General features: G+C 44.1%; 27 protein-coding genes. 9 read left to right on the top strand and 18 right to left on the bottom strand.

Annotated elements, in window-relative coordinates:
• Positions 1–142: 142 nt before the first annotated feature.
• A complete protein-coding gene (locus tag AC3CIA_RS07290) occupies positions 143–1,249 on the top strand; it encodes a M20/M25/M40 family metallo-hydrolase (protein ID WP_372230111.1) in 1,107 nt (368 codons plus the stop codon).
• 128 nt (positions 1,250–1,377) lie between these two features.
• On the opposite strand, the gene AC3CIA_RS07285 is transcribed toward AC3CIA_RS07290, so the two are convergent.
• Together AC3CIA_RS07285 and AC3CIA_RS07280 are read right to left on the bottom strand one after the other, a co-directional pair.
• Positions 1,378–1,800 (bottom strand): DUF3859 domain-containing protein, encoded by a 423-nt coding sequence (locus AC3CIA_RS07285; RefSeq protein ID WP_114633419.1) that lies wholly within the window; start codon positions 1,798–1,800, stop codon positions 1,378–1,380.
• A 78-nt stretch (positions 1,801–1,878) separates the two neighbouring features.
• Positions 1,879–2,247 carry an ATP-binding protein gene (locus tag AC3CIA_RS07280; protein ID WP_054546426.1) on the bottom strand — a complete coding sequence of 123 codons (369 nt, stop codon included), beginning with the start codon at positions 2,245–2,247 and terminating at the stop codon, positions 1,879–1,881.
• Positions 2,248–2,520: 273 nt separating this feature from the next.
• On the opposite strand from AC3CIA_RS07280, the gene metA reads away from it, so the two are divergent.
• Positions 2,521–3,462, top strand: a complete 942-nt coding sequence (gene metA, locus AC3CIA_RS07275) for a homoserine O-acetyltransferase MetA (RefSeq protein ID WP_004734938.1) — start codon at positions 2,521–2,523, stop codon at positions 3,460–3,462.
• A gap of 168 nt (positions 3,463–3,630) precedes the next feature.
• Complete coding sequence (gene pilW, locus AC3CIA_RS07270) at positions 3,631–4,398, top strand: type IV pilus biogenesis/stability protein PilW (protein WP_488518786.1); 768 nt, start codon at positions 3,631–3,633, stop codon at positions 4,396–4,398.
• Positions 4,399–4,505: 107 nt separating this feature from the next.
• On the opposite strand, the gene rlmF is transcribed toward pilW, so the two are convergent.
• Both rlmF and AC3CIA_RS07260 read right to left on the bottom strand, forming a co-directional pair.
• Positions 4,506–5,864 carry a 23S rRNA (adenine(1618)-N(6))-methyltransferase RlmF gene (gene rlmF, locus AC3CIA_RS07265; protein WP_488518785.1) on the bottom strand — a complete coding sequence of 453 codons (1,359 nt, stop codon included), beginning with the start codon at positions 5,862–5,864 and terminating at the stop codon, positions 4,506–4,508.
• A 4-nt stretch (positions 5,865–5,868) separates the two neighbouring features.
• On the bottom strand, positions 5,869–6,366 hold the full coding sequence (locus AC3CIA_RS07260; protein ID WP_004734935.1) for a YgjP-like metallopeptidase domain-containing protein: 498 nt from the start codon (positions 6,364–6,366) through the stop codon (positions 5,869–5,871).
• Between the two features lie 153 nt (positions 6,367–6,519).
• Between AC3CIA_RS07260 and AC3CIA_RS07255 the strand changes: the two genes are divergently transcribed.
• Positions 6,520–6,756: a glutaredoxin family protein gene (locus AC3CIA_RS07255; RefSeq protein ID WP_004734934.1), complete on the top strand. Its 237-nt coding sequence runs from the start codon at positions 6,520–6,522 to the stop codon at positions 6,754–6,756.
• Positions 6,757–6,845: 89 nt separating this feature from the next.
• Here the strand turns inward: AC3CIA_RS07255 and AC3CIA_RS07250 are convergent, their stop codons facing one another.
• Entirely contained in the window at positions 6,846–7,718 is an 873-nt protein-coding gene (locus tag AC3CIA_RS07250; protein ID WP_488518784.1) for a LysR family transcriptional regulator, read from the bottom strand.
• A 110-nt stretch (positions 7,719–7,828) separates the two neighbouring features.
• Here AC3CIA_RS07250 and AC3CIA_RS07245 point away from each other — a divergent pair, with 110 nt between their 5' ends.
• Together AC3CIA_RS07245 and AC3CIA_RS07240 are read left to right on the top strand one after the other, a co-directional pair.
• Positions 7,829–9,028, top strand: coding sequence for an MFS transporter (locus AC3CIA_RS07245; protein WP_488518783.1), 1,200 nt, complete (start codon positions 7,829–7,831; stop codon positions 9,026–9,028).
• Positions 9,029–9,113: 85 nt separating this feature from the next.
• Positions 9,114–9,680: a DUF1415 domain-containing protein gene (locus AC3CIA_RS07240; RefSeq protein ID WP_171312903.1), complete on the top strand. Its 567-nt coding sequence runs from the start codon at positions 9,114–9,116 to the stop codon at positions 9,678–9,680.
• Between the two features lie 17 nt (positions 9,681–9,697).
• Here the strand turns inward: AC3CIA_RS07240 and AC3CIA_RS07235 are convergent, their stop codons facing one another.
• Positions 9,698–10,768, bottom strand: a complete 1,071-nt coding sequence (locus AC3CIA_RS07235) for a sensor domain-containing diguanylate cyclase (protein WP_488518782.1) — start codon at positions 10,766–10,768, stop codon at positions 9,698–9,700.
• 213 nt (positions 10,769–10,981) lie between these two features.
• Between AC3CIA_RS07235 and AC3CIA_RS07230 the strand changes: the two genes are divergently transcribed.
• Positions 10,982–11,557: a nucleoside triphosphate pyrophosphohydrolase family protein gene (locus AC3CIA_RS07230; RefSeq protein ID WP_488518781.1), complete on the top strand. Its 576-nt coding sequence runs from the start codon at positions 10,982–10,984 to the stop codon at positions 11,555–11,557.
• A 115-nt stretch (positions 11,558–11,672) separates the two neighbouring features.
• Here the strand turns inward: AC3CIA_RS07230 and AC3CIA_RS07225 are convergent, their stop codons facing one another.
• The 9 genes from AC3CIA_RS07225 to AC3CIA_RS07185 form a co-directional block, all read right to left on the bottom strand.
• Complete coding sequence (locus tag AC3CIA_RS07225; protein WP_017068284.1) at positions 11,673–12,161, bottom strand: GNAT family N-acetyltransferase; 489 nt, start codon at positions 12,159–12,161, stop codon at positions 11,673–11,675.
• A gap of 284 nt (positions 12,162–12,445) precedes the next feature.
• On the bottom strand, positions 12,446–12,625 hold the full coding sequence (locus AC3CIA_RS07220; RefSeq protein WP_171312900.1) for a hypothetical protein: 180 nt from the start codon (positions 12,623–12,625) through the stop codon (positions 12,446–12,448).
• 224 nt (positions 12,626–12,849) lie between these two features.
• On the bottom strand, positions 12,850–12,951 hold the full coding sequence (gene cydX / locus AC3CIA_RS07215) for a cytochrome bd-I oxidase subunit CydX (protein WP_017109819.1): 102 nt from the start codon (positions 12,949–12,951) through the stop codon (positions 12,850–12,852).
• 10 nt (positions 12,952–12,961) lie between these two features.
• Entirely contained in the window at positions 12,962–14,098 is a 1,137-nt protein-coding gene (gene cydB / locus AC3CIA_RS07210) for a cytochrome d ubiquinol oxidase subunit II (RefSeq protein ID WP_114633413.1), read from the bottom strand.
• A 12-nt stretch (positions 14,099–14,110) separates the two neighbouring features.
• Complete coding sequence (locus tag AC3CIA_RS07205) at positions 14,111–15,697, bottom strand: cytochrome ubiquinol oxidase subunit I (RefSeq protein ID WP_488518780.1); 1,587 nt, start codon at positions 15,695–15,697, stop codon at positions 14,111–14,113.
• Between the two features lie 142 nt (positions 15,698–15,839).
• The gene (locus tag AC3CIA_RS07200) at positions 15,840–17,270 is read right to left on the bottom strand and encodes an aminotransferase-like domain-containing protein (protein WP_488518779.1); all 1,431 of its coding nucleotides are present in this window, start codon (positions 17,268–17,270) and stop codon (positions 15,840–15,842) included.
• A 224-nt stretch (positions 17,271–17,494) separates the two neighbouring features.
• On the bottom strand, positions 17,495–18,961 hold the full coding sequence (locus AC3CIA_RS07195) for a lytic polysaccharide monooxygenase (RefSeq protein ID WP_488518884.1): 1,467 nt from the start codon (positions 18,959–18,961) through the stop codon (positions 17,495–17,497).
• 371 nt (positions 18,962–19,332) lie between these two features.
• A complete protein-coding gene (locus AC3CIA_RS07190) occupies positions 19,333–19,692 on the bottom strand; it encodes a DUF6559 family protein (RefSeq protein ID WP_488518778.1) in 360 nt (119 codons plus the stop codon).
• 165 nt (positions 19,693–19,857) lie between these two features.
• On the bottom strand, positions 19,858–20,784 hold the full coding sequence (locus AC3CIA_RS07185) for a LysR family transcriptional regulator (protein WP_488518777.1): 927 nt from the start codon (positions 20,782–20,784) through the stop codon (positions 19,858–19,860).
• Between the two features lie 184 nt (positions 20,785–20,968).
• On the opposite strand from AC3CIA_RS07185, the gene AC3CIA_RS07180 reads away from it, so the two are divergent.
• Together AC3CIA_RS07180 and AC3CIA_RS07175 are read left to right on the top strand one after the other, a co-directional pair.
• Positions 20,969–21,904: an NADP-dependent oxidoreductase gene (locus AC3CIA_RS07180; RefSeq protein ID WP_488518776.1), complete on the top strand. Its 936-nt coding sequence runs from the start codon at positions 20,969–20,971 to the stop codon at positions 21,902–21,904.
• A gap of 26 nt (positions 21,905–21,930) precedes the next feature.
• Positions 21,931–22,344, top strand: coding sequence for a RidA family protein (locus AC3CIA_RS07175; RefSeq protein ID WP_017057425.1), 414 nt, complete (start codon positions 21,931–21,933; stop codon positions 22,342–22,344).
• Positions 22,345–22,396: 52 nt separating this feature from the next.
• Here the strand turns inward: AC3CIA_RS07175 and btuD are convergent, their stop codons facing one another.
• The 3 genes from btuD to AC3CIA_RS07160 all read right to left on the bottom strand — a co-directional run bounded on the left by btuD (position 22,397) and on the right by AC3CIA_RS07160 (position 25,299).
• Positions 22,397–23,155, bottom strand: a complete 759-nt coding sequence (btuD, locus tag AC3CIA_RS07170) for a vitamin B12 ABC transporter ATP-binding protein BtuD (protein ID WP_368084362.1) — start codon at positions 23,153–23,155, stop codon at positions 22,397–22,399.
• Complete coding sequence (gene btuC / locus AC3CIA_RS07165; RefSeq protein WP_004734896.1) at positions 23,142–24,137, bottom strand: vitamin B12 ABC transporter permease BtuC; 996 nt, start codon at positions 24,135–24,137, stop codon at positions 23,142–23,144. The genes btuD and btuC overlap by 14 nt, the downstream gene beginning before the upstream one ends.
• Positions 24,138–24,270: 133 nt before the next feature.
• Entirely contained in the window at positions 24,271–25,299 is a 1,029-nt protein-coding gene (locus AC3CIA_RS07160; RefSeq protein WP_428783440.1) for a succinylglutamate desuccinylase, read from the bottom strand.
• Between the last annotated feature and the right edge of the window lie 135 nt (positions 25,300–25,434).

Here is a 25,434-nt window from a genome sequence, read left to right as displayed (position 1 = left end):
CTTTTTCTCATCAATTAGAATAATCAGGCAACTTTCTTGATTTAACTCAGATAATCATCTACCTCATTGGCGTTATAGTAATTTTCCTGTTCCTACCTCCGCGACTTCTTTAGAACGAGCGGAAGCATAATGAGAATTAACAATGACCCAAATTAATGAACAACGTCTTGTAGAACATTTCTGCGATCTAGTGAAAATTGATAGTGAATCTCGTAATGAAAAAGCGATTGCTGAAGCGTTGGCTGAACAACTTGGTGAACTAGGTTTTGAAGTTCACAAACTGGCTGTCCCTACAGAAGTGTCTAACGGTTTCAACATCTACGCTCGTCTAGATGGCACTCTTCCAGGAAGCACAGTGTTCAGTTGCCACATGGACACAGTAACGCCAGGCATCGGTATTGAGCCAATCATCGAAGACGGCATCATCCGTTCAAAAGGCAACACCATTCTAGGTGGCGACGATAAATCAGGTATCGCAGCTATCATGGAAGCGGTTCGTTGCATCAAAGCTGAAGGCAAAGAGCACAAAACTATCGAGATTGCGTTTACTGTCTTCGAAGAAGGTGGTCTGTTCGGCTCTTTGAACTTCGATATGTCTTACATTCAATCTGAGCACGCTATCGTACTTGATACAGGTGGCCCAATTGGCACCATCGTAAACGCAGCTCCAGGTCAGCAAAAGATTGTTGCTAAGATCAAAGGCCGCCCTGCTCACGCTGGTCTAGCGCCAGAAGAAGGCATCAGCGCAATTCAAGTGGCTGCAGACGCTATCACTAAGATGAACCTACTTCGTATCGATGAAGAAACTACGGCAAACGTCGGTATTGTTGAAGGCGGTCAAGCGACCAACATCGTAATGCCGGAACTTAAAGTAGTGGCTGAAGCACGTTCTCTAAACGGTGAAAAGCTAACAGCTCAAGTTGAGCACATGATCTCTACATTCCAAGAAAGCGCGAAGCAATTCGGCGCTGAAGTAGAAATCGAATCTACTCGTGCTTACGATGCATTCGTGATTGCAGACGATCACCCGCATATTCTTTCTATCAAATCAGCGTTTGAGAAGCTTGGCGTAACCGCAAATACTAAACGCACTGGCGGCGGTAGCGATGCGAACAACTTCAACGCGAAAGGTCTAACAACGGTTAACCTTTCTACTGGTATGGCGAAAGTTCACACCACTGAAGAATACATTGCAGTGAAAGACATGGTTGCAATCACTGAATTTGTTGTGGCTTACGTAACGCAATAATTTAATCCATTAGTTAGGTAGTCACTTCTATCTAGCACAATGAAAAAAGCCGAGTACACATACGACGTGTGACTCGGCTTTTTATTGTCTGCGTTTAGCCTAAAGCTAACGTCTACCAGAAATTTCGTCTAAAAACCCCTACGCTTCCAGAATTGGCCTTCGTCTTTTGCAACAAGGTCGAATGTCTTATCGGCAATGATGTTGCCTTTTAACTCCACGGTCATGCGCCACTTGCCTAGCTTGTTCGAGACTGGCGCCCAGATGGTGTCACCTAAGTAGAAATCCCAGTCGTTGTTACCGACATGCTCTTCACCATCGAACGGTTCGAGCACTTCACCCTTGTCTGTGGTGATATCCGGGTGATAGATGCAGTAGCGGATCTTTTCACCTTTGGCTTTCTTGATATTCAAGATATAGCCAAACTCTACGTCGATTTCAGCACCAACAATGGTGGTGAACTCTTGGATTTTTGGAAGGTCTTTAGATTTGGAATCCCACGTTGTGTAGATCCCGTATGATGTCATGTCGACCACAACAGAGCGCTTTGCCATTTCAATCGTTACCTTGGAGTTGTTCTATTCATCTAATTCTATTTGCCATTCAGCCACGCAAGCAGAGGAAGAACGATGCTATTCTTGCCAATCTTTTGCCATGCGCTTAATCACTGACGGTTCGATGTCGTGAATGCTGCCATATTGCTCTCGGCATACTTCGATGATCAAGTCAGCTTTGTATTTTCTTGCAAGTTGACGGTAAGCCTTCATTTCCCAATGCTTAATAAAGGTATTCGAAACAACAACATCCAACCCTTGCTTCAAGCCATTCTCTGCCGTGTTCTGACACCACTCATGAGCTTGCTGTAGCTGCCTTGGATCAAAATAGTAGTCACCTTGCTCATTCACGTAATACATATCGGCTTCGACATGCAACGCATCGTAGGTTTTTGCTTTTGTTGACTTGCCAGAACCGGGCAACCCTCGAATGAGTATTAACTTCATCTGTCACTTTACAGGCTAATTCGAAAACATGAGTTTATCGTAAATGCTAACCGCTTGCTCTGATAACTGCCTAGTTCTACATAACAGAACCAAGCACTTATGCATTACTCGGGTAGTCGTTAAACATTATAAGACTCCCTCGACGTCGGAAGGTGGCTTCTGATAGAAAACACAAATAATTTACATCTATCCATTTTGGATATCGACAAGCGTACCAAACTACTATAGATTTAGATGTATAGACGTCTACATATCTAGCTTAGGGAGAAAGCTTTGCCTATTCGCATTCCAGACCAATTGCCAGCATCTGATGTTCTTCGTGAAGAAAACATCTTCGTGATGCCGTTATCAAGAGCATCGACGCAGGAAATTCGTCCACTTCGAGTCTTGATCCTCAACCTAATGCCGAAGAAGATTGAAACTGAAACTCAATTCTTACGCCTACTATCAAACAGTCCATTGCAAGTGGATGTAGAGCTGCTGCGCATTGATGACCGACCAAGCAAAAACACACCGACCGAACACCTTGATAACTTCTACCGCCAATTTGAAATGGTCAAAGGGAGAAACTTTGATGGATTGATCATCACTGGTGCACCGCTTGGCTTGGTTCAATTTGAAGATGTGATTTACTGGGACCACCTAAAAACCATCATGGAATGGGCAAACAAGCACGTGACCTCAACCTTGTATGTGTGCTGGGCGGCTCAGGCTGGTTTGAAACTACTGTATGATTTGCCAAAGCGCACTCGTAAAGAGAAGCTTTCTGGTGTTTATAATCACGAGATTCATCACCCTTACCACCCGCTTCTGCGTGGCTTTGACGATACCTTCTTAGCACCGCACTCTCGCTATGCAGATTTCTCTCAGGAATACTTAGCCGAGCATACCGACCTTGATGTTCTTGCGACTTCTGATGTGGCTGGCGTATACCTAGCGGCAACCAAAGATAAGCGAAACGTGTTTGTAACGGGTCATCCTGAATACGATGCGCATACATTGCACGGTGAGTACGTTCGTGATTTAGGCGAAGGTATGGAACCCGTGATTCCAATCAACTACTACCCGAACAACAATCCAGATAATAAGCCTGTCGCAAGTTGGCGTAGTCATGGGCACTTGCTATTCTCGAACTGGTTGAACTACTGCGTTTACCAACAAACGCCTTACGATTTGGATCACTTCAGCGAAGACAACTTTACCAAAGACGATTAAGTTCTTTCTTCCAATTCACAAACACATAAAGCCGTGTTCAGTAGGTTGTTGATAAACACCAAATTGGACACGGTTTTTTTATGGTGTTTGAGTCGCATTCCATAATAGATTTACCACTTCAATGGGTTTGATTTCATATGATGGGTTGGTGTTCATAAGGAGCTTCACATGCCCGCCAAGCCGTTATTATCTAAACCTATTTCATTACACCGCGCCCTTTCGCTATCGAGTCTGATACTACTCGCCTCTCTTTCGTTGGTCGGTTGCGTTTCTGTCACTGAAGGACCGCCAAAGATTGAAAGCGACCCTATTGCGATGTCTGAATCTCGTATTGAATTAGGTTTGGGTTATATGGGACAAGGGAATATGGTGAGAGCACGTGAGAACCTAGAACTCGCCATCAAACACGCACCTAGCTACTATCGAGCTCGCCTTTCCATTGCGCACTATTACGAACAAGTTGGGGAAGTTGACGAAGCAAGAGACGCCTATAAGAAAGCGCTGAGGTTAGACGCAAGAAACGGCAATGTATTGAACAACTACGGTACATTCTTGTGTAAACAGGGCGAATACGAGCAAGCCGATAAATACTTTAACCGTGCCATCGACCAACCCTATTATTATCTCGTCTCTGCAAGTTATGAAAATGCGGCATTCTGCGCGTTTAAGGCCGGAGAGGTCGAGCAAGCAAAATACTACTTCTCTCGTGCGATTGACCACGACCCAAATCGAGCTAGATCCGTACTACAGCTTTCTAAAATTGAAGTCAGTGAGGCCGAATACAATGACGCTAGGCTCCGCTTATTCAAATTCCACCAACGTTATGGCTATCAAATTCCATCGCTTCAAATCTTGGTCGAACTCGAAAAGAAAGCGGGTAACCGTGCACTTCAACAGAAATACCAAAGTAAATTAGACGAACTGCTCTCCGTTTAAGACTAACTAAGCTTAGAGTCGTTGCGATAGATATAAAAACGGGCTTGTTGCGTTAACAACAAGCCCGTTCGTAATATCAACTTAATATCTTAACTAAGTACAGTCTGTTATTTAAGCGCAATCCACTCTTGTCTTTGTTCGTCGTCCATAAAGGTCCATGCGATAAAGCGACTCACCTTCTGGCCTTGTGACATCTCAACCACTTTTACTTGTTTAGCTCTCAGCTTGCCAAGCTCTGAACGAACCATATCAACGTTGTCTTTCTTAGAGATCAATGTCGTAAACCACAATACTTGAGTAGCAAAAAGCTGGCTCTCTCTCGCCATCTTCATGATGAAAGCTGCTTCACCACCCGGACACCAAAGTTCAGACTTTTGGCCACCAAAGTTTAAGGTTGGTTTATCTTGCTTAGTTGGTTTATTTTGCGTAGTTGATTTGTCTAACTTAACTGGCTTCTTGTTCGTTTCTGGCTTGAACGACTGACCGGCTTTCTTAGCACGGTTTGCCGCTAGGTTATCCAGTTTACGTTGTGATCCCTTTTCCGCCTCTTCTAGAGAGCTATGGAATGGAGGGTTACAAATTGTGACATCGTAACGTTCATTATCCTTAATCACGCCCTTAAAGATAGATTCTGAGTCGGCTTGCAGGCGAGCTCGAATCTTACCTTTTAGATTAGGGTTACTTTCCGCAATGAAGTTCGCTGTTTTGATGGAGACTGAATCGACATCAGTACCTGTCCAGCGCCACTTATACTCTGTCGCACCAATGATTGGGTAAATACAGTTTGCACCAACACCAATATCTAGTGCTTTCACAGAAGCATGATTATAAGGTTCACCTTGGCCATCGCTATTAAGGATATCTGCCACTCTGTGAATGTAGTCTGCACGGCCAGGAATTGGCGGGCACAAGTAGCCAGCAGGAATATCCCAATGCTTAACGCCATAGTGATGCGCCAGTAAAGCCTTGTTAAGTAGCTTAACGGCTAATGGATCAGAGAAATTAATGGTGTCTTCGCCCACCGGGTTCTTGATCAGGTGTTCTTTTAGCTCAGGCAATGCTGCAACCAATAACTCGAAGTTATAGCGACCTGTATGTTGGTTTCTTAGGTGCAATCCACCTTGGGGCTTTTCAGTCGAGCGTCTTTTCTGGGCTGCGTTTTTGTTAAAAGCAGTTTTATTGAAAGAACCCTTATTCGATGATCCTTTATTCGCACCCGGTTTACCTTTGCTATCTTTTGCAAAAGGTCGCTTTGCTTTGTTGTTGTCAGCACCTTTGGGAGTACTGTTTTTGCGGTCTGATGTGTTCTTTGTAGAAATACGCTTGTCGCTGCTTGGCTTGCCGGCATTTGGCTTAATATCACCGTGCTTACGGTTACCTTTATCAGCTTGGTTGTCTTTTGTTTTTGCAGATGAGGTGCTGTTTTTCGACAGGCTTAGCGTAGTTCTATTTTGTGATTGGCTCATTGGGCTACTTCTTTAAGTCTAAATACATCATGAATAAACGGGCATCTAACTCAAGTTGATGATATTCCGGCTCCATGTGACAGCATAGTTGGTAAAAGGCTTTGTCGTGTTCTTTCTCTTTGATGTGCGCCAGTTCATGCACCACCAGCATTCTCAGCAAAGGTTCTGGTGCATTTTTAAAAACACTGGCGATACGAATTTCGTTCTTCGATTTGATCTTTCCACCATGATTCTTCGCGACGTAAGAGTGCAGACCTAATGCATTATTAATTAGGTGTATCTTACCGTCGTAAATCACTTTACTGATCGGTGGCGTTTTTTTCATGTAGCGATTTTTAATCTCAATCGCATAGTCAAACAGGGCTTTCTCGCTTTTGATTTCATGATTCTTTGGGTAGCGAGCTTCAAACCACGGCACCAATTTACCTGATTCAACAAGTTGAGTTACCGGGTCGAGAATGTGCTTCGGGTAGCCTTGGATATAGCGTAAAGAAGGATGCATGCTGAAAGACCGTACAAGTTACACCACGACAATATGTTGTGGTCTTGAAAATTGAGCCGGATAGTGTAACTGATCACACTTTTCTAATCACCTAGGATTCGTTACACTTTAGCGAGATTCACCAAGAGCTACACTCAAAAAGAGATTGTAAAAATGAAACGTGTTGTATTGTACGTCGCAGACAAATGCCCGCACTGTAAAGATGCACAACGCTATTTGGATTCGAAGAAAATTGAATATCGCCTAACGAATGCAAAAATGCAGCGTGGCCGTAAAGAATTACAGGCGATGGGTGCTCGCTCTATCCCTGTGCTGAAAATCGGTGACCAAGTGATGGTCGGCTGGAATCAGAAGAACTTCGATAAGATGTATAACTCAAAGAACACCTAACGTGTTCTGAGCCAGTCATACTTTTATACAACAAAGCCCGAATATCCAATCTAGGATGTTCGGGCTTTGTTTATTTATATCTTACTCAATCACACATACCGCTTAACGAAATCAATAAAGGTTCTGTCGGCTTTCGACAAATACCCTTCCTTTCTCCAGGCCAACGATAGATTCAGTTTTACAGGGTCTTTAAATGGCACGCCTATCACGTCTTTTTCATATTCTGTCACTAAGCTCAACAGCGCGGTGATCGCAAACTCTTGTTTAACGATAGAAAGAATCATCGGGAGCAAGTTGGTTTCAAACGCAATGGTCATATCAAGATCGTACTTCTTACAGGTCGCATCAATAAAATCGCGGTGGAAATAGCCCGATTTGAACATGATCAACTCTTGAGCAAAGAATTCTTCAAAGGTCATCGAAGGCTGTTGTGCTAACGGATGCTCCTTACCGACAACGGCGACCATCTCAGAACTTAACAGATGATCCGTTTCCAAATCATCAGGGACGTTCTCATGATTAATTACACCAATATCGAGTTCGCCGTTTAACAGCATTTCACGAATCGATGCGGTGCCAGCATCAATCAAGGTCAACTTTAGGTTTGGGTATTGGCTTTTAAATGCCATCACGACTTGGGGGAAAAAGTAACTGCCCATCATACTTGGAGCGCCTAATCGAACCTCGCCTTTTTCTAGTCCCTTTAGTTCATTCATCGCGAGCTGAGCATCATCAAACTGCTGGGCGATTCGCTTCGCATGCTCAAACAGTACTTTGCCCTCCTCCGTTAAAGTGACGGATTTATCGCCTCGACGGAATAGAATCAACTCAAGCGTCTGTTCTAGTTTTTTAATGGAGATACTCAATGCAGGCTGTGCAATATACAACGCTTTGGCAGCCTGAGTGAAGTTACCAAACTGAGCAACAGCCAGAAAATGTCGAAGTGGTTTTGATTCAAGCATGGCGATATATTTTATATATGGAGGTGATATCTTTAATATATTTCTTTAATCACACCTGTACTGATAACTTGTTCACAAATAGCTTACTAACTTGCGCAGGCACAACGTCAATGTTTGATAAAGGCAGTCCTCAATACAAACGTATCACCCAATCATTGGCGATTGGTTCATTTATCATTTTCTGTAACCTTTACCTCTTTCAGCCTATCTTGCCGCACATGGCGGAGCACTTCCAAGTATCTGAAACTCAAATCAACTGGCTGTTTGCCGCGACAACACTTGGCCTTTCGATTAGCTTGGTGCCTTGGGCAATCGCTTCTGAAACCTTTGGTCGAAAACCCATTATTCTGTTCAGTCTGTTCGCTATTCCTTTGATTGGAGTGAGCATGGTGTTCACAACCACTCTACTACAACTTGTTATTGCCAGAGCATTCATGGGAATCGCAGTCGCTGCTTTTGCGGGCGTGGCGGTTGCCTATATGGTCGAAGAGTTATCACCCAAAGCATTCGCAGTCGCGATCGGCGGTTATATTGCAGCCAACTCATTGGGTGGTATTTTCGGACGTGTCCTCGGAGGTTTAATCACGGATTACTTTGACTGGCACGCTACGGTATTGTTTTTTGTGGTCGGCTCTTTACTTGGCGCGCTCTATATTGCGTATAGCTTGCCTGACCAACAAAACTTCAAACCTCAGAAAGGGTTGTTCTTTCATCATAACCGCTCAGTTGTTATGCACTTAAGAAACCGTACCTTGTGGCTCGCGATGTTGATTGGTGGCGCTAACTTCGCCCTATTCGTTAACCTGTATTCGGTAATGGGCTTTAGGCTAGTATCTGCGCCTCACTCAGTGCCTGTTGGCTTAGCTTCACTGATATTCCTATGTTACTTAGCCGGTACGGTAAGCTCTAAGCTCTCCAACAAATGGACACTTCGTTTTGACCCGTTAAGCGGAATATTGATGGGCGTGTGTATTAGCTTAATCGGAATGCTAATTTCTGCCGTCGACAAAGTCCCGTTCATGTTAGCAGGCTTGTTATTGATTAGTGGCGGCGCTTTCTTCGCCCATACCCTTGCCTACTCTTGGGTAAGTCAAAAAGCACCAAGCGCTAAGGCGACGGCAACTGCACTTTACTTAGTTCACTACTACATTGGCGGGAGCTTAGGTGGTTTCTTACTCTTGTATTGCTGGCAACTGTTCGGTTGGAATGGCGTGATTGCGGGTGGTTCAATCTTCTATGTTGCGATATTTGCTTGGGTCTACCAATTAAAACAACTTCAAGTATCGGCCTCTAAACTCGCACAAGCATAAGTGCGACAGAGGTTGTAACTCAATTATTGCTTTTGATTGACGTCCGTTCTGATATCCTACGCAAAATTTCATTTCGGAACCTGTTATGTCGAACACTCAAAGCACAGATCTTCAAACCATCCACGACCAAGTAAAACAGTGGTTAGACGATGTCGTTATTGGCCTAAACCTGTGTCCATTCGCAGCCAAGCCACAACGTAATAAACAGATTAAGATCTTTGTGAGTGAAGCAAATACGGAAGAAGCGTTGTTGGAAGACATCATGGCGCATTTCGTTGAGTTAGATAACACGCCAGTTGCTGAATTAGAGACGACATTGGTGGTTGTACCTAACATGCTGCAAGATTTCTTCGACTACAACATGTTCATTGATTGGATTGAAGCGTTGATCAAGCAAGAAGATTGGGAAGGCGTTTACCAAGTGGCAACCTTCCACCCAGACTATTGCTTTGGTGGTGCGGATCCAGAAGACGATGAAAATCTGACTAACCGCTCTCCGTATCCGGTTTACCATTTGATTCGTGAAGCAAGCATGGAAAAGGTGTTGAAGCACTACCCTAACCCTGAAGCGATTCCTGATACCAACATCGCGAGAGTTGAATCTTTAACACCAGCGGAACGTCGTCAACTGTTCCCTTACCTGTTCAGTTAATCGCTTAACAAGATGGCTCATATTCCTGAGCGTTCTTGATGATATGGACGAGAAATGAACTGATCTCGTCCATTTTGTTTCGCAATGTACAGGCATTCATCGGCAACTTTGATGAGCTTATCTAACGCCGACATTCTTTCCCCTTTAGTATCCCCAGTACTCAACTCAAAATGACACGCACCGATTGATATAGTGACAGGCTTTCTATCCAGTGTAATTTTCTTCATCTCTTTTAAAAGAGTCATGAACTTATCTTCAACACAACTTGGTGTTTTATTGGGGTACCAAAGAATGAACTCCTCGCCACCAAAGCGCGCCACAAATTCACCCTCTTGAGTGTTATTGCTCAGCACGTTCGCCACTTTCTTTAATACAACATCACCCATTTGATGACCATAAGCGTCATTAACCTGTTTAAAGAAATCGATGTCGACAACCGCTAAGGTTCCCTTTCCTAAAGATCCTTTTAACTGCTCCACTTCTGCGTTCAACGTTTTGAACAAGCAACGTCTATTCGGCAAGTGTGTCAAAGGATCGTACATAGCTTGGTACTCTAACTTCTCATTCAGCTCTTTGAGTTTTCGCTCTTGCTGTCTTCTAACCAGTTCCACTTCGATCCATGAGGCCATTAACCTCATAACGTCGATATCGAACTCCTTGAATTCACGATGATAAGGAGCCGGGCTTGAAAAATTTAAGGTGCCATAAAGCTCGTCATTAACGAAAATCGGGATACCAATATAAGACTCTAACCCAAAAGACTGATAAGCAGGATGAGTTGCATATTTATCGTGTTTACCGCAATGTTCAATGCAGATAGGGCCGATTGATTTACACGTAATTTCGCAATAGGTCGAACGATAATCGAAGGTGTCGCCAGTGTTGAGTTCAACCCCTTCTGGCGTAACACAGTGCTCGACTAAATAAGAATTACCATCGACTTTAGACAAAATACCAATATCAAGGTTGAAGCGTTCAAGCCCCATGATAAGCAGCTGAGCGATCTGAATATCGAAGCCCTTCCGGTAATCATTGGTAATTTGATACAAGCGGCGTATAACAATTTCGCTTTCACTAGCTTGGTTCATAACAGGGATTCCACTACTGCAGAAGTTAATGGCAACATCAACATTTGGTATATTAAAAAGAGTAAAGGGTAAAAAAACATAATAATCAATTGGTTTGTATGCAAAATACCTCATTGGTCCAATGAATAAAAGTCGACTTCTTCGACTTTGCGTTAGCACCCTATTCCTAGCTTTGGTAAAATAATCCATTAACGAAACAGAATGGATAGGAAAATGAACCTTTCTCAACTAAGCCAAGAAATCTACGATCACCTTTACCGCGACATTGAAGAGTTCCGCAGTACTTTTGATCTGCCTGTTGCTGCTCCTGAAACAATGGACGAAAAAGGCGATACGCTACATACCTCTCTAGCGATCGAAGAACTAACAGAACTTGCAGAAGCTGACTCAAAAATCGAACAAGCGGACGCTATTGTAGACAGCGTTTATGTTTTGATGGGGCGTCTGGTTCACCTTGGCCAAGCTAGGGTTGAAGACAACCTAGCAATCAGCTACCTGATCGACCTGCTATTGAATGTTTCTAAAAACCGCTCAATTGACTTCTTACCTTGCTGGGACGAAGTACACTCAAGCAACATGAGCAAAGTATGTCGCAACGAAAAAGAATACGCTGAAACAGAAGCTTTCTATGCTGAGCAGAACATCAAGCTGATGGCGGTTCAAAAAGGCGAATACATCATCGCTAAGTGTGCGGAAGATTTCGTATCGGAAGGTAAAACGGTTCGCCAAGGTAAAGTACTAAAATCAGTACACTACCGTCCTGCGAACCTTGAGCCACTAACGGCTTAATTAAGGTTAATACTGAAGCGGTTAAAAGCTTCAGCTAATTTGAATAGCCAACGCCACGTTTAAATAACGTGGCGTTTTATTATCTGTCCGTAAATTCTAACTGTGTAGCCAAGTGCTATACCAGTCGAGCCATGTGGTAAGCCGCCACATATTCGCCATTTCTGAAAGCAAACCCTGCGGACTCTCCTTCAATCACGAAACCAAACTTCTTATACAAACTGATCGCTCTTTCGTTATCGGTGTACACCGTTAACTCCATTCGCTTGATGTTAATCCAGTTATCACACAGATCGATTGCTGTTGCGAGCAATTGACTACCCACACCTTTGCCTAACACATCGTCTTTAACACCCATACCAAATGAAGCCACATGTCGTCTTCTTGGATTCACACACACTTCCATTCCCAAGTTGCCAACAATCTCATCGTCGATCATCGCGACATACGAGTACACGTTGTCAGGCATATTAGAGATTCGTTTTTGCCAGCTTTCCAGAGATGGATTTGGGAGTTGCAGCGTACCGGTATAAGCATTAGTGCATTCGTAAACTTCTTTGATTCCCTTTGCATCTGACGGTTCAGACCGTCTCACTATAATACTCATCGCAACTCCTACTATTTTCATCGCTCAATATGAAACACATCCTTAATGTGCACCTAGACACACTATCAAATAGTAAATATTTAACAATAGGTTAGATGAAATTGTTTTTATTGAACTGATGTGGGGAATGTATGTGGGTGATCTGAAGAAGTACATTTGAGGAATCAAGGTTAGTTAAACTGGAGGTAATTTGATTTGGGCACCTCGGGTGTGCCCACGCCGCCAAATCTATGGAGTTAGTTAGCTTTGGTTCATCATGATCTAACTAGTTCATCTTGATCTAGTTAATCACGCTGACATTGAACTTGCATGACTTTAAGGTCTGTGGCATTTAGCTTCTCAGCTAGCGCTGCGCCTTCTTGATTACATTGCTCAAGAGTCGTAAATTGGGTGTTAACTTCCATTTCTGCTGTGCTATCAGCTCCACCCATCATTAGGCTTAGAATCAGTGTTAGTTCGTACATAAAATAATCCTCTTTCGAGCTTTCAAAGCATCCATTCGAATAAGATAAAGTGACTAGAATCCGCCCTAATTCACTTGTTTCGTTTGAGATAATTCTAGTCATTCACTCGATTCGAGTCTTACCATTTTGTGCCACTAACTAATAAAGCAGCATAGCCATGATTTAAAGGTATAAAAAAGACCAGAGCATCATGCTTCTGGTCTTTTTATGAATTAAAGCGTCAATCATAACTCCGTTTCTGAGTCACTTTTTTCTAAACTGATGACATTCAAAACCGCAAAAGCAGAGGCTAGAAATAAGCCCAATATCCAAACAAAATACCACATGAAAAACTCCTTAATACAGTGAATGGCCATTACGTTCGACATACTCGCTATCAAGTCGCCCAAACATGGTTCGATAACTGAACGCGGTATAACACAGAATGATTGGCACCATCACAAACGCCACGCCTGTCATGATATTCAAGGTCAGTTCACTGGAGGTTGAATCCCACAGCGTTAGGCTATTACTCGGGTTAACGCTAGACGGGATAATGAACGGGAACATCGAGAAACCAGCCGTTAAGATGATGCAAGCGTTAGTCAGGCTTGAACTAATAAAAGCAATCGCATCCCATTTCAACCTTGCGCCAATTAAAGCCAGTAAAGGAATGGTCACGCTGCCGATCGGCGCAAACCACATCCAAGGGTACGTATCGAAGTTGGTTAACCAAGCACCTGCTTGTTTGACGACTTCTTTGTTCAAAGGATTCGAAGCCGAGCTATGATCCATCGCACTGACTATTAGATACCCGTCAATATGGTTTATCGCCATACAGCCAATCACCATAAGGAAAGCGACAAATACAGCACTCGCCTGCGTCACCGTTCTTGCCTTTTTGTACACTGCGTCTGTGGTTTTCATCATCAACCACGCACTGCCTTGTAACAGCGCCATCAATAACCCAACCAGACCACACAAAAGCGAAAATGGGTTAATCAAATCGATAAACGAACCATGGTACTCAACCATTAAAAAGCTATTGAGCGTAAAAGGTAAGCCTTGCATCAAATTGCCAAACGCCACCCCGAACAAAATAGGTGGCAAGAAGCCTGAGAAAGAGATAGCTAGGTCACACACCCGTCGCCACTGATCGCTGTCGATCTTTGCTCGATACTCAAGCGCCAAAGGACGCAACCACAATGAAATAAGTACCAAATACATCGCCACATAAAGGCTTGAAAACGATGTCGCATAAACCAAAGGCCAAGCCGCAAACAACGCACCACCTGCGGTAATTAACCAAACTTGGTTGCCGTCCCAATGGGGCGCGATGGAGTTAATCATGACTCGTCTTTCAGCGTTCGTTTTACCAATAAACGGTAACAACGCCCCCACTCCCATATCAAAACCATCGGTGATCATAAAACCAATCAGCAGTACACCAATCAGAACCCACCAAATTAAACGCAATGTGTCATATTCGAACATGAGTCAGTCACCTTATTGTTGAACTTGTTGTGCCAATTTGGCTTCAAGTGAAGTTGTATTTTGTTCATAGTGATAGCGACCCGTTTTTAAACTGCTTGGGCCTTTTTTAGCAACGGTAATCATCAAGTAACTTTCAACAATAATAAATACTGTGTATAGGCTAATAATAAGCGCGAGAGACGTAAGCAGGTTTTCAACGGTTTGAGAAGAAGCCGCGACTGCAACAGGAAGGATTTCACCGACCGCCCACGGCTGACGACCATACTCCGCAACAAACCAACCTGCTTCGATTGCCACCCAAGGTAATGGAATTGACCAAAGTGCCGCCTTCAATAACCAAGGCTTTTGAGTGATGTTTTTACGGTAGGTTTGCAGGAAGGCCGCACCAAAGACAAACAACATAATGAAGCCACAACCCACCATGATTCTGAATGACCAGAACAAAGGCCAGACAGTTGGAATCGAATCATCTGCCGCTTGTTGGATTTGCTGTTCAGTCGCATCGGTTACGGTATCTGTGTAACGCTTAAGTAATAAGCCATAGCCGAGATCGTGCTTAGTTTGATCGAATGCTTGTTCTGTCCCATAAGAGGTATCGCCAGCTCGTAAACGTTCTAGCAATTCATAAGCGATGATTCCGTTGCGAATGCGGACGAGGTGTTGGTCGCGCAAATCGTGTAAACCCGTCACTTGTTCATCCAAAGATCTCGTTGCAATAATGCCCATCACATAAGGGATTTTTACCGCGAAGTCGGTTTTACCTTCTTCTTGGTTTGGTAAACCAAATAATGTAAATGCAGCCGGTGCAGGCTCGGTGTGCCATTCCGCTTCAATCGCTGCTAGTTTTACTTTTTGGACATCACCCAGCTCATAACCAGATTCATCGCCAAGTACGATTACCGAAATGATAGAAGCTATTCCGAAAGATGCAGCCACAGCGAAAGAACGTTTTGCAAATGCGATGTCTCGACCTTTCAGTAAGTAATATGAACTCACACCAAGGATAAACATCGAGCCACAGGTATACGCTGAGGCCACGGTATGCAGGAATTTAACTTGAGCGACAGGGTTGAGCACCACTTCGGCAAAGCTGGTCATTTCCATACGCATGGTTTGGTAATTGAACTCTGATCCAATCGGGTTTTGCATCCAACCATTTGCAACCAAAATCCACAGTGCAGAAAAGCTCGAGCCCAGAGCCACCAGCCAAGTCACTACAAGGTGTTGGCGTTTCGATAGCCTTTCCCAACCGAAAAAGAATAAGCCGACAAAGGTGGATTCTAAGAAGAACGCGACAAGCGCTTCGATGGCTAAAGGTGCACCGAAAATATCGCCGACATAGTGAGAATAGTAAGACCAGTTGGTGCCAAACTGGAATTCCATGGTTAAACCTGTTGTTACGCCCAAAGCAAAGTTAATGCCGAACAGTTTGCCCCAGAAGCGGGTCATGTCTTGATAAATTTGTTTACCGGTGAGTACATAGATCGACTCCATGATCGCCAGTAAGCACGACATACCGATAGTCAGAGGGACGAAAAGAAAGTGGAACATAGCGGTTAGCGCAAACTGTAAACGCGACAATTCAACTACATCAAACATTTAAGCTCCAAACATCATAATGATGGCTTTCATATTAAGAATTGGAACGTATTTCAGCACAGTTCTCACCAACCAAACTAGAACAGATTGATTGTTAAAAAACAGAACAGATTTACTTATTAGACGAACGACTGGTCAGAGTTTAGCTGCAACTATTGGCTTGCAATTCCATGGTCTGAATCAAACTACCTAGCGTACGAATGGCTTCTGCTATTTTGTCGTCACAAGCGTACGAACAATTGAGACGAATATGATGAGAGAACTTTTTGTCGCTGCTGAATATAATTCCCGGCGCAACAGAGATGTTGTTTTCAAGTGCTCGCTCATAAAGCTTCTCTACACAAACAGAATTAGGCAACTCTATCCAAAGGAAGTAACCACCTTGGCTTTTTTGAATCAGAGCACTCGTAGGCAAACTGGATTCGAGAAGTGATATATGCGCCTTCTTCCTTTCATTCAAAAGCTTGCGAAGTTTTTTTAGATGGTTGTCATAGCTATAAAACGTAAGGTAGTGAGACAAGCCAAGCTGAATCGGAATACTGCTGGAGAGTGTCGATAAGTGCTGTAATCGTTGAATCTTTAACGCTTGTTTACGTGCAACTACCCAGCCGATTCGAAAGCCCGGTGATAGCGATTTGGAAAACGAACCACACAACATGATTTGTTCGCCAGTGTCATAGGCTTTAGCAGGCAATGAGCTTTGATTACCGACGTGAAGTTCTCGATACACATCGTCTTCAATCATCGGGATCTTATGTTGGTTCACCAACTCAGCCAACCTTTGCTTGTTACTGTCACTCATCGAATAACCAACTGGGTTCTGAGATTCCGTCATGAACCAACACGCTTTGATGTCCATTGAAGCGAACACCGACTCCAACACATCTAAATCAATCCCTGTAGTCGGGTCTGTTGGAATCTCTACAGCGGTGAGGTTTAGTCTTTCAATAGTCTGTAACACACCGTAAAACGCTGGGTACTCAATCGCGACTAAATCACCCGGCTCCGTGCAAGATTGCAGACATAAATTTAGGGCTTCCATAGCTCCAGAAGTAATCACGATATCGTCAGGTAGGACGTTCAAACCTTGAACTTGATAGCGTTGGGCGATTTGCCTGCGTAACGTTTCACTGCCTGGCGGTAAATTAGTGAGCATGCTGTTATCTGGCATTTGACGACTAGCATTAGCTAAACTGCGCGACAATGCTTGATGCGGAAACAAAGCAGGATCTGGGAATGCCGAGCTCAGTGGAATGATGCTAGGATCTTTGGCTCGTTGAAGTACATCGTAAAGCAGATCGCTGATTTTAACGGGATACGGCTTAATGACTTTCTGTTGCGCGTGTTCTGAGGTGAATACATTTCTACGCGGTAACACGAAATAGCCAGACTTAGGCTTTGAGCGCACATAGCCTTGGTCTTCGAGCTGTTGATACGCCTGCAGCACCGTCTCGATACTGAGTTTATAGCGCTTACATGCGTCTCTAATTGATGGGATCTTCTCACCACTCAACCAGATGTTTTGCTCTATCTGATTCTTAATTGTATTGGCGAGTATCTGTGATTTTTTCATCAAAAAGTTCTTTCTTATCCAGTGCGCTTAAGCTTCCCGAACTCCCGATATTCAAAGCATTCGAGGTGAACTTAGCATTCGAGGTAAACCAAAGCCCTACCCTAAACGCAATTCTCTTCACGGTCGACTTGTTTATCTCTCCCATAAGAAAAGACACCACACTCGTCAAAAAGTGTGGTGCCTTGGTTATTACTTTAAAGCTAACTAACTAACGCTAATTAAGATTAGTTAGCTGGACGCCACACGCCCCACTGATCATTTTCGTAGGTCGCTTTAGGGTTTGTACCACCTTGGATCCACCACTGTGCTTTCCAAGACTGGTTTGAGTAAGTCACGACTTCACCGCCTAGGTAAGTTGCTGATGAGTCCCAAGTGCCTGGGTCTGGCGTAGGGTCAGGAGTCGGATCTGGATCCGGCGTTGGATCTGGGTCTGGTGTTACGCCACCGTCATCAGCAATCACTTCAAACGTGAAGGTTTCAACACTCTCGCTTTCAATCGAGCTAGCCATAAACGATAGAGTTTCGTTTGCGGTGATGCCATTGGTATCAACTACGATAGAAGCCGTGCCGTTATTTTGAATGCTAACTGCAGAACCTTGAGTCTGAGTTAGGTTTGCTGCTTCACTTGTTGCAATGACAACCTTGTCACCAGCGTTCACTACATTATCACTCTTAACTAATTCGTAGATATCGCCTTTCAATGGTTCAACACCACCGTCGCCACCATCAATCAGCGTTAACTGACCAGAAGCACGGCTATCCTTTGAGTTGAAGAAGTTACGAGAAGGATCGTTTTGGAAGTACATGTAGTGCTGCATTTCAGCATGCCAGTCACCAATGAAGATCGCGCCATCCTTAAACTCTTCATGCCAGCCATTAATTTCTGAAGCCAACAAACGAGCCCAATCATTAACGTTTAAAGCGTCGATAGCGATGTCGAAGCTACGCGCTACTTCACCATACTTGTTGATTATGTCGTATTTAACCGTATCACCAATTTCTGGCGTACCAAACTGGTCAGAAACAAACAGGTCGCCACGGACTAGATCAGGCTCAGGACCTGGCTCTGGTGGAGGGGTTGTACCACCCGCGATAGTGATGTCAGAACAGTTGTAGAAGCCTTCACCCGCGGCATCGTCACGTTGCCAACGTACGTATAAGATTGCGTCGCCAGAGCGGTCTGAAGGAATCGTCACGTTGATACGGTATTTGCCACCGCTTACAGGTACATTCCCCACTTCTTGGATAAGATCTAAGTCCCCCCACGCTAGGCCTTTGCTCAGGTCTGCGTTTGGTTTCGTTAGGTAGAACTCCCAGAAAGAAGGGTTGTGTGGCGCTGTCGCATTGAATACATATTCAAATGTACCTGTGCTTAGCTCGGTTCGAGTCCAGCCTGTATGAGGTGCACCCATACCGCGTTTTTGCGAATCATTGGCGTAACATAAAGTGCCGTCAGGAATCGCCGATTTTACAGCATTGATGTTGTTGAAATCTGGGATATTTTTCGCGTACTCGTTACGTTGAACGAACGGGTATGAACCAGAAATATCTTTTGCTTGAGCACATGCAGCATTTGGTGGTGTACCTGACCAAACCCCGCCTTGCTCGTAACACGTGTTCTGACGTGCGCTTGGAAATTCAGACCAACCATGAGCGTTTGCCACTGACGGTACACTCGATAGCATAGCCATACCTACTGCTACTTTTAGAATATTATTATTTATTGTTGTCACTTTCCCACTCTCTATTATTTTACCCTAAACACAAAACCAATTGGTTACTAACCAACCAGCACTGTAATTCGAAGGTTTATAGTTTCTGACTTAAAGAACAACGAAAAATATATACGTCAATTTTATCAATAACAGCGGGTTTTTATATTGATAGGAATCAGCATCACACAACTCAAACAAATGCGTTGTAGATAGATGATGTTGCTTCGAATTATGACATTTCAGTATTCTGTGTTGATTGAGGGAACATCATTCAAAATGAATAAAAAAGCGACTTTATGATTAAGCCGCTTTGGGGATATACAGGAAGTTAAATAATAAGAAGAGCATTAATAACGGCTATGCATGCCCATGCGATGTGACATGTCGTCGTCCATACGACCGCCCTTCCAGCCGCTTCCACCCAAGAGGTTGAGCACATCACGTGCGGTGTAGTCTTCGCCGCCGAAGAAGTCGTTAGACACATCATTACGTAACAGTTGGATAGTGGGAACCAATTCAACATCAAGATCTTGTGGATCCGCAAACAAAGACAATGCGATTTGTTGTTGGCGTTTACTTAGTTCATGAGCGCTGGTTTCAACTTGTCCAATCGAGAAAAAGTCACGGCTTCCGTAACTTTGTACCATCTTTGCAGACAGTAACTTAATCACCTTTTTGATTCTTCGTCGTTGAATATATCTAAACACTCTAGTTCCTCTTTCAATTTACAAATATCACATCAAATGTTGTTCAGATTTGAGCAACACTTAGAATGTCACTCTTTATGACGATGCTCAATATATAACGTCAGTAATATACTGATTAACAATGCAAAAAGGCAATTTCGAGACGAATACACTTTGCACCGCTTCTCATTGAAACGGATCAATAAGTAAATTTTTAGGTAAACCATGATTCAGAACACTAAGTACTTTCTCACGCAACCATAACGTACCTTGGTCACGTTGATGCCGCACATGCCAAGACATTGAAATGGGCCCCGGCCGCATGAGGAATGGCGTTTTCTTGATCACCAGTTCTCCCTTGCTCACGCTCTCCGATATTATCGGCAATGGAATCGTCGTGATCATGTCAGTATTAATGAGCAACTTAGGTATGGAGTAACAGTGGTTCACCGTCATGGCGATGCGCCGTTTCATTCCCTTCTGTCCTAGTAGCATGTCTACCCCGCCCGTCGCTTCACCTGATAACGAGAGCAACAAATGGTCAGCGCTAGCAAACGCACTTAGCGATAGCTCTTCACTAGCCAACGCGTGATCGGCACGCATTGCGCACACAAAGTGATTATCAAACAGATGTTGAGTTTGAACTTGAGCTGAGTTGCCTTCGAAATAATCCAAAACCATATCGACATCGGCACTGAGCAATAACTTTTCTCCATTGACGTTGTAAGGTACGGCGTGAATATTAACGTCAGGCGCTTCAAGCTCTATTCGTTGCTTTAACGGCAGCCAAAACAGGTCTGCCATCCAATCTGTGGTTGCGATTCTAAACGTGCGCTTTAACGTCGCAGGACGAAACTCATCACGCTCAGTTGCGATCCGTATTGCCTCTAACGGCTCACCAATCGTTTTCCACAACTCGACGGCGTAAGGGGTTGGGCGAATCCCTCTTCCTTGTTTCACGAATAAAGGATCTTTCCAAGCGTGACGCATTCGAGAGACTGCGTTCGATACCGACGGTTGCGTCATCGACAATCGTTCTGCGGCCACGGTAATCGAGCTTTCCTGCATGATTGCATCAAAAATAACCATTAAATTCAGATCGACATTAGCCATCTTACTTGCCTAATTACACAGGGAGTTAGTGAATGAGTATCGATAAACTCATCATATTAATCAATGCATATTATACCAATCATCAATTAGACGATAAGTAACAAGTTGGGCAAAGTGAGTTCCACAAACAGATTAACCCGCTGGTAGAAAAACAAATCAGATGACTCACTTATAAGGAAATACGATGAAAGCCGTGTATTTAGAAGAGTATGGAAGTGCGCAGAACTTAACGTTCGGCGATATAGCGAAACCCACCATCACACCAAATCAAGTGCTGATCAAAGTACAAGGCGCGGGGGTAAACCCTGTCGACTGGATGGTAAGAGAGGGATTCTTACAGGCTAGCGGTCAACATGAAATGCCACTCATTGTTGGCTGGGATGCAGCAGGGCAAGTTGTCGAAAAAGGCAACAATGTAAGCAACCTTAAACTTGGGGAGCAGGTCTATGTATATGCGCCCATTTCTGAACAAGGCGCCTACGCCGAATATCTTGCTGTCGATAGTGATTTAGTAGCAAGAGCGCCCAAGTCTCTCGACATCGTGACCGCTGCAGCTGTGCCATTGGCCGCAACAACAGCATGGCAAGCACTTGTTGAAGGCTGCCAACTCAAAGCCGGTCAACGTGTCCTTATTCACAATGCATCCGGAGGTGTTGGCAGCTTTGCGGTTCAAATAGCGAAAGCGCTCGGTGCTTATGTTATCGGAACAGCATCAGCCAGCAACAAAGCCTACTTAATGGCTTTAGGGGTCGATCAATTCATCGATTATCAAACTCAACGCTTTGAAGACCTTGTTGATGAGTTAGATGCTGTGCTCGTCGCTGTTGGGGGTGATGGCATCGCGGAGCGTTCACTCGAAGTCGTACGAAAAGGTGGCAACGTAGTTTCACTATTAGATGACATTGAAAGCGCATTGCCACTGCAACTAGGCGTAAATTTTCAACGTTGGTGGGTTTCACCCAATGCCAGAGATCTACAACGTATTGCCACTTTAATTGATGATGGCGTAATTAAAGTGAACATCGATAAGGTGTTCCCACTATCTAAAGCCGCTCAAGCACAGGAGTTAAGTAAATCGAAACGTGCTCGTGGCAAAATCGTATTGGAAGTTTCGCTGTAAACACTATCAAGTAGAGAGGATATAAAATGGCCATTAAACAAGCTTTTCGTAATAAGAACCTACCCGATATGAGCAATGCGTTTAGTTGGGGACTGAAACTAAGTGAATTCAGCGAAGTATTCTTTGTGACAGGACATGCTGACTGTAACCCGGACTTTATCACTCAACACCCTAATGATCCTGTTGCTCAAACACGATTGATTTTAGACCAAATGAAGGCATTCTTAGAAGAAGCTGGCTTTAGTGTTAACGACATTGTCAGGACGGATTGGACATTTACCAACGAAGTAAACTCTGCACAATTCGAAGGTATTGCTCATGTCTGGGAAGAGTTTTTAGGGGATGTTGAAGTAAAACCAGCGACAGGCACGTTGCGCTATGTTCAGCGTTTAGGGATGCCAGATATGATGGTTGAATATGAGATGATGTTAGCCCGATAACTGCCGAGCTTTCCAACCCTAAATTCAACCGTCTTACCCAAACGATAAAGGCTTAACCAAACAACAGATAAGTTTGATTATCGACTGAGATACTTTTGACTTCAGTGTTGAACACGGACTCTAGCTGTTCAGGCGTAAGAACTTGTTCTGCACTACCTGATGCTTGAAGTACGCCTTTGTCGAGCAACAACACTTGGTCTGCATGTCTTAAGGTTCGGTTCAGGTCGTGGTTAGCCATAATAACCGCAATGCCCTTCTCAGCCACTCGTTCGATAAGCTTATACAGCAACGCTTCTTGAGCAATATCCAACGGAGCTGCAGGTTCGTCTAGGATCAGAAGCTTTGCGTAAGGATTAAGCGTCGGCCAAATTTGCAGGCACATGCCCGCTAAACGAACGCGTTGCCATTCACCACCAGACAATGTCTGAATTGAACGATGGAGTTTGTCTGTGATGTCCAACATCTGGCTGATTTCGTCCAAAGCTGCGTTGATTTCAATATCAAGTCCGTGTGATGAACTTGGCAGTGACAACGCAAGGTACTGGAACACTTCCAAGTTGAAGGCAGGTCTTGCACTTTGACAAAGATAAGCACGATGCAATGACAAGTCTTGCAGTGATAATACTGACAAGTCTTGTCCGTCGAGGTTTATATCACCTTTGTAGCCATCACCAACGCCAGATATCGCTTCGAGTAAGGTACTTTTGCCACTGCCATTTGGACCGATGACATGAGTCACCTGCCCTTGCTTGAGCTCAAATGATAGTGGTAATAGACGAGCGCCGACGCTCAGGCTCTTAATTTGAATCATGATTTTTAATTAACATCCAAATGAAGATAGGCGCACCGATACTGGTGGTCATCACACCCAAGGGTAGTTCTGCTGAATCTAGTAAAGTTCTTGCACAAATATCAGCAAATACAAGCAATGCTGCACCGGCAACGGCAGACAAAGGAAGAAGGTATCGGTTGTCAGTACCAATCGCTAAGCGCAACAAGTGTGGCACAACCAAGCCAACAAAGCTGATCACGCCGCCTAAGGCAACCGCGCAGCCGACTAAAATAGACACAGCGAAGATCAAGCGCCAGCGTAATCTCGGAACGTTCACGCCTAACTGTGCAGCATGAGTCTCGCCAATCATTAACTTATCTAGCTTACTACCTTGCAGGCACAACCAAATAATCACGGGGATCATCACTAAAGTGAGCGAGTGTTGATACCAAGTAACGCCACCTAAGCTGCCCATCAGCCAATACATCAGTAAACGAAGACTAAGGTCATCACTAAAGTAGAAAGCCCATGTCACCATCGCGCCAGAAAGAATACCTAGCGCCACGCCCACCAGCAATAATTTGGCCGTAGTCAGTCGCATCGTTTTGACCATGCTCACCAGAATAACGGTAAAACAGAGTGAGCCTAAAACGGCGGCAATCATGAACAGTTCTGGAGTAGGAGCAAACGGCAAGAAGAACAGTACAATAACCATCGCCAAACTTGCGCCACCAGAAATGCCGAGCACACCTGGCTCTGCTAATACGTTACCCAATAAGACTTGTAAGCTTGCGCCAGATACAGCTAACCCTGCCCCGATCGCAATCGCTGCTAATAATCGAGGTAAGCGTAAATCAATCAGAAGTTTTTGTTCTAACGTGGACAATGTGCCCAGAGGGGAAATGAAAAGATCGCCAACCATTAGGTAAATCGCACTCAGCGCGACAAGCAGTGCTGCCATCAGATAAATGGCTCGGGTCCATTTGCGCTGTTTTTGGTGAAGAAGTTGTTGGAAATCCATATCAAGCTACTTTGAAATTGTTCGCGTAACCTTACCTGTATCCCTAAATAAACTCAAGGCTCACACCGTAATGTGAACCTTGATATTTCAACCAGTTGAGCGGTTGTTTTCGTTGCCTTAACCCAGCTCAGTATTAATCGTACACAAGCTGACCGTGGTCGAATCGCGTTTCAACTTCGCACACCATTAAGGCCGCTCGTTGACCGATAGCCACGTTTCGATTCGGGAATACCACGGCTTCGTTTTCATTCTTCGCCATCAATGGCTTATCACCATCATGACCAAATACTTCACCGTGCTTGAACGCGGTAAAGTTCTCTACAGAATCAGAGAACATGAAATCAAAGTCATCGTGCAAACGAACAATAGTGCGGCTCACACGATACATGATAGTTCGCTTAGGCAGGTGCTCAGGCTCAGCTTCAGCAATCAAGTTACGCATTGCCAAATCAAAAGCAGTGAGCTTATCAAGTTGGTTCTCACCAATTTTTGCGACCTGACCCAATTCCATTGTCAGTGCTTGCGCTTCAAAGTTTTCAGCGCTGTACCAACTGAAAGTGCTCGTTGGCGCATTCGACAGCAACACAGCTTCAACGTGGGCACTGTTGATGAAATCGAAAAGCTCTTTATTACGTACTTCGTGGCGAACCTTAGGGCTCACCGCGAACGAGTAATGCTTAGATAAACGGATTGCGCAGTGCAAATCTAAGTGCCAACGAGTCGCAGGTACCGTTTCCTTGTAAAACTCAGTAACCAAGTACTTAAGGTTCTTCGCGATATCCACTTCTCGATTACTATCGTGCTGTTTTTCATCAAACAGACGGTTCATATTCACATCAAGAAAACGAGTATGCGCATTGGTTGCTTCTGGGTGAGCAATGATGAACAAACATCTTGCTGTCACTACTTGGAAGCCTGTTTCAATATCCTCAATGAGCTTATCAATCAGCTCCATTGGTGAAGTTTCGTCGCCATGAACACCTGTTGAAAAGATGATGTTCTTGGTTTCAGAATTATACTCAGCGGGAATCACTTCCAATACACCGCGTTGATGAAGCTTAATTTGAACACCGTTACTCAGTACGGTCTGTCCTGCAACCACTTCTTGCTCAAGATCTAGGCTGTCAAAAAGAAATGATTGGCGAAAGAGGGTCTTCGTCATGCGTTACTCCTTAATTGCACGGCCGTATGTTAATAAATTGTACATAGAAATTGTGTTGCTAGGATCGCACTTATCAATAGAAACTCCGTTATCACTCACAAATACTACCCATATATTTTTGTATTACCTGCTGAT

Source organism: Vibrio sp. QJM3NY_27 (assembly GCF_057785955.1).
Note: the sequence above shows the minus strand (reverse complement) of the source record. Positions and strands in the feature narration are given on the sequence as shown.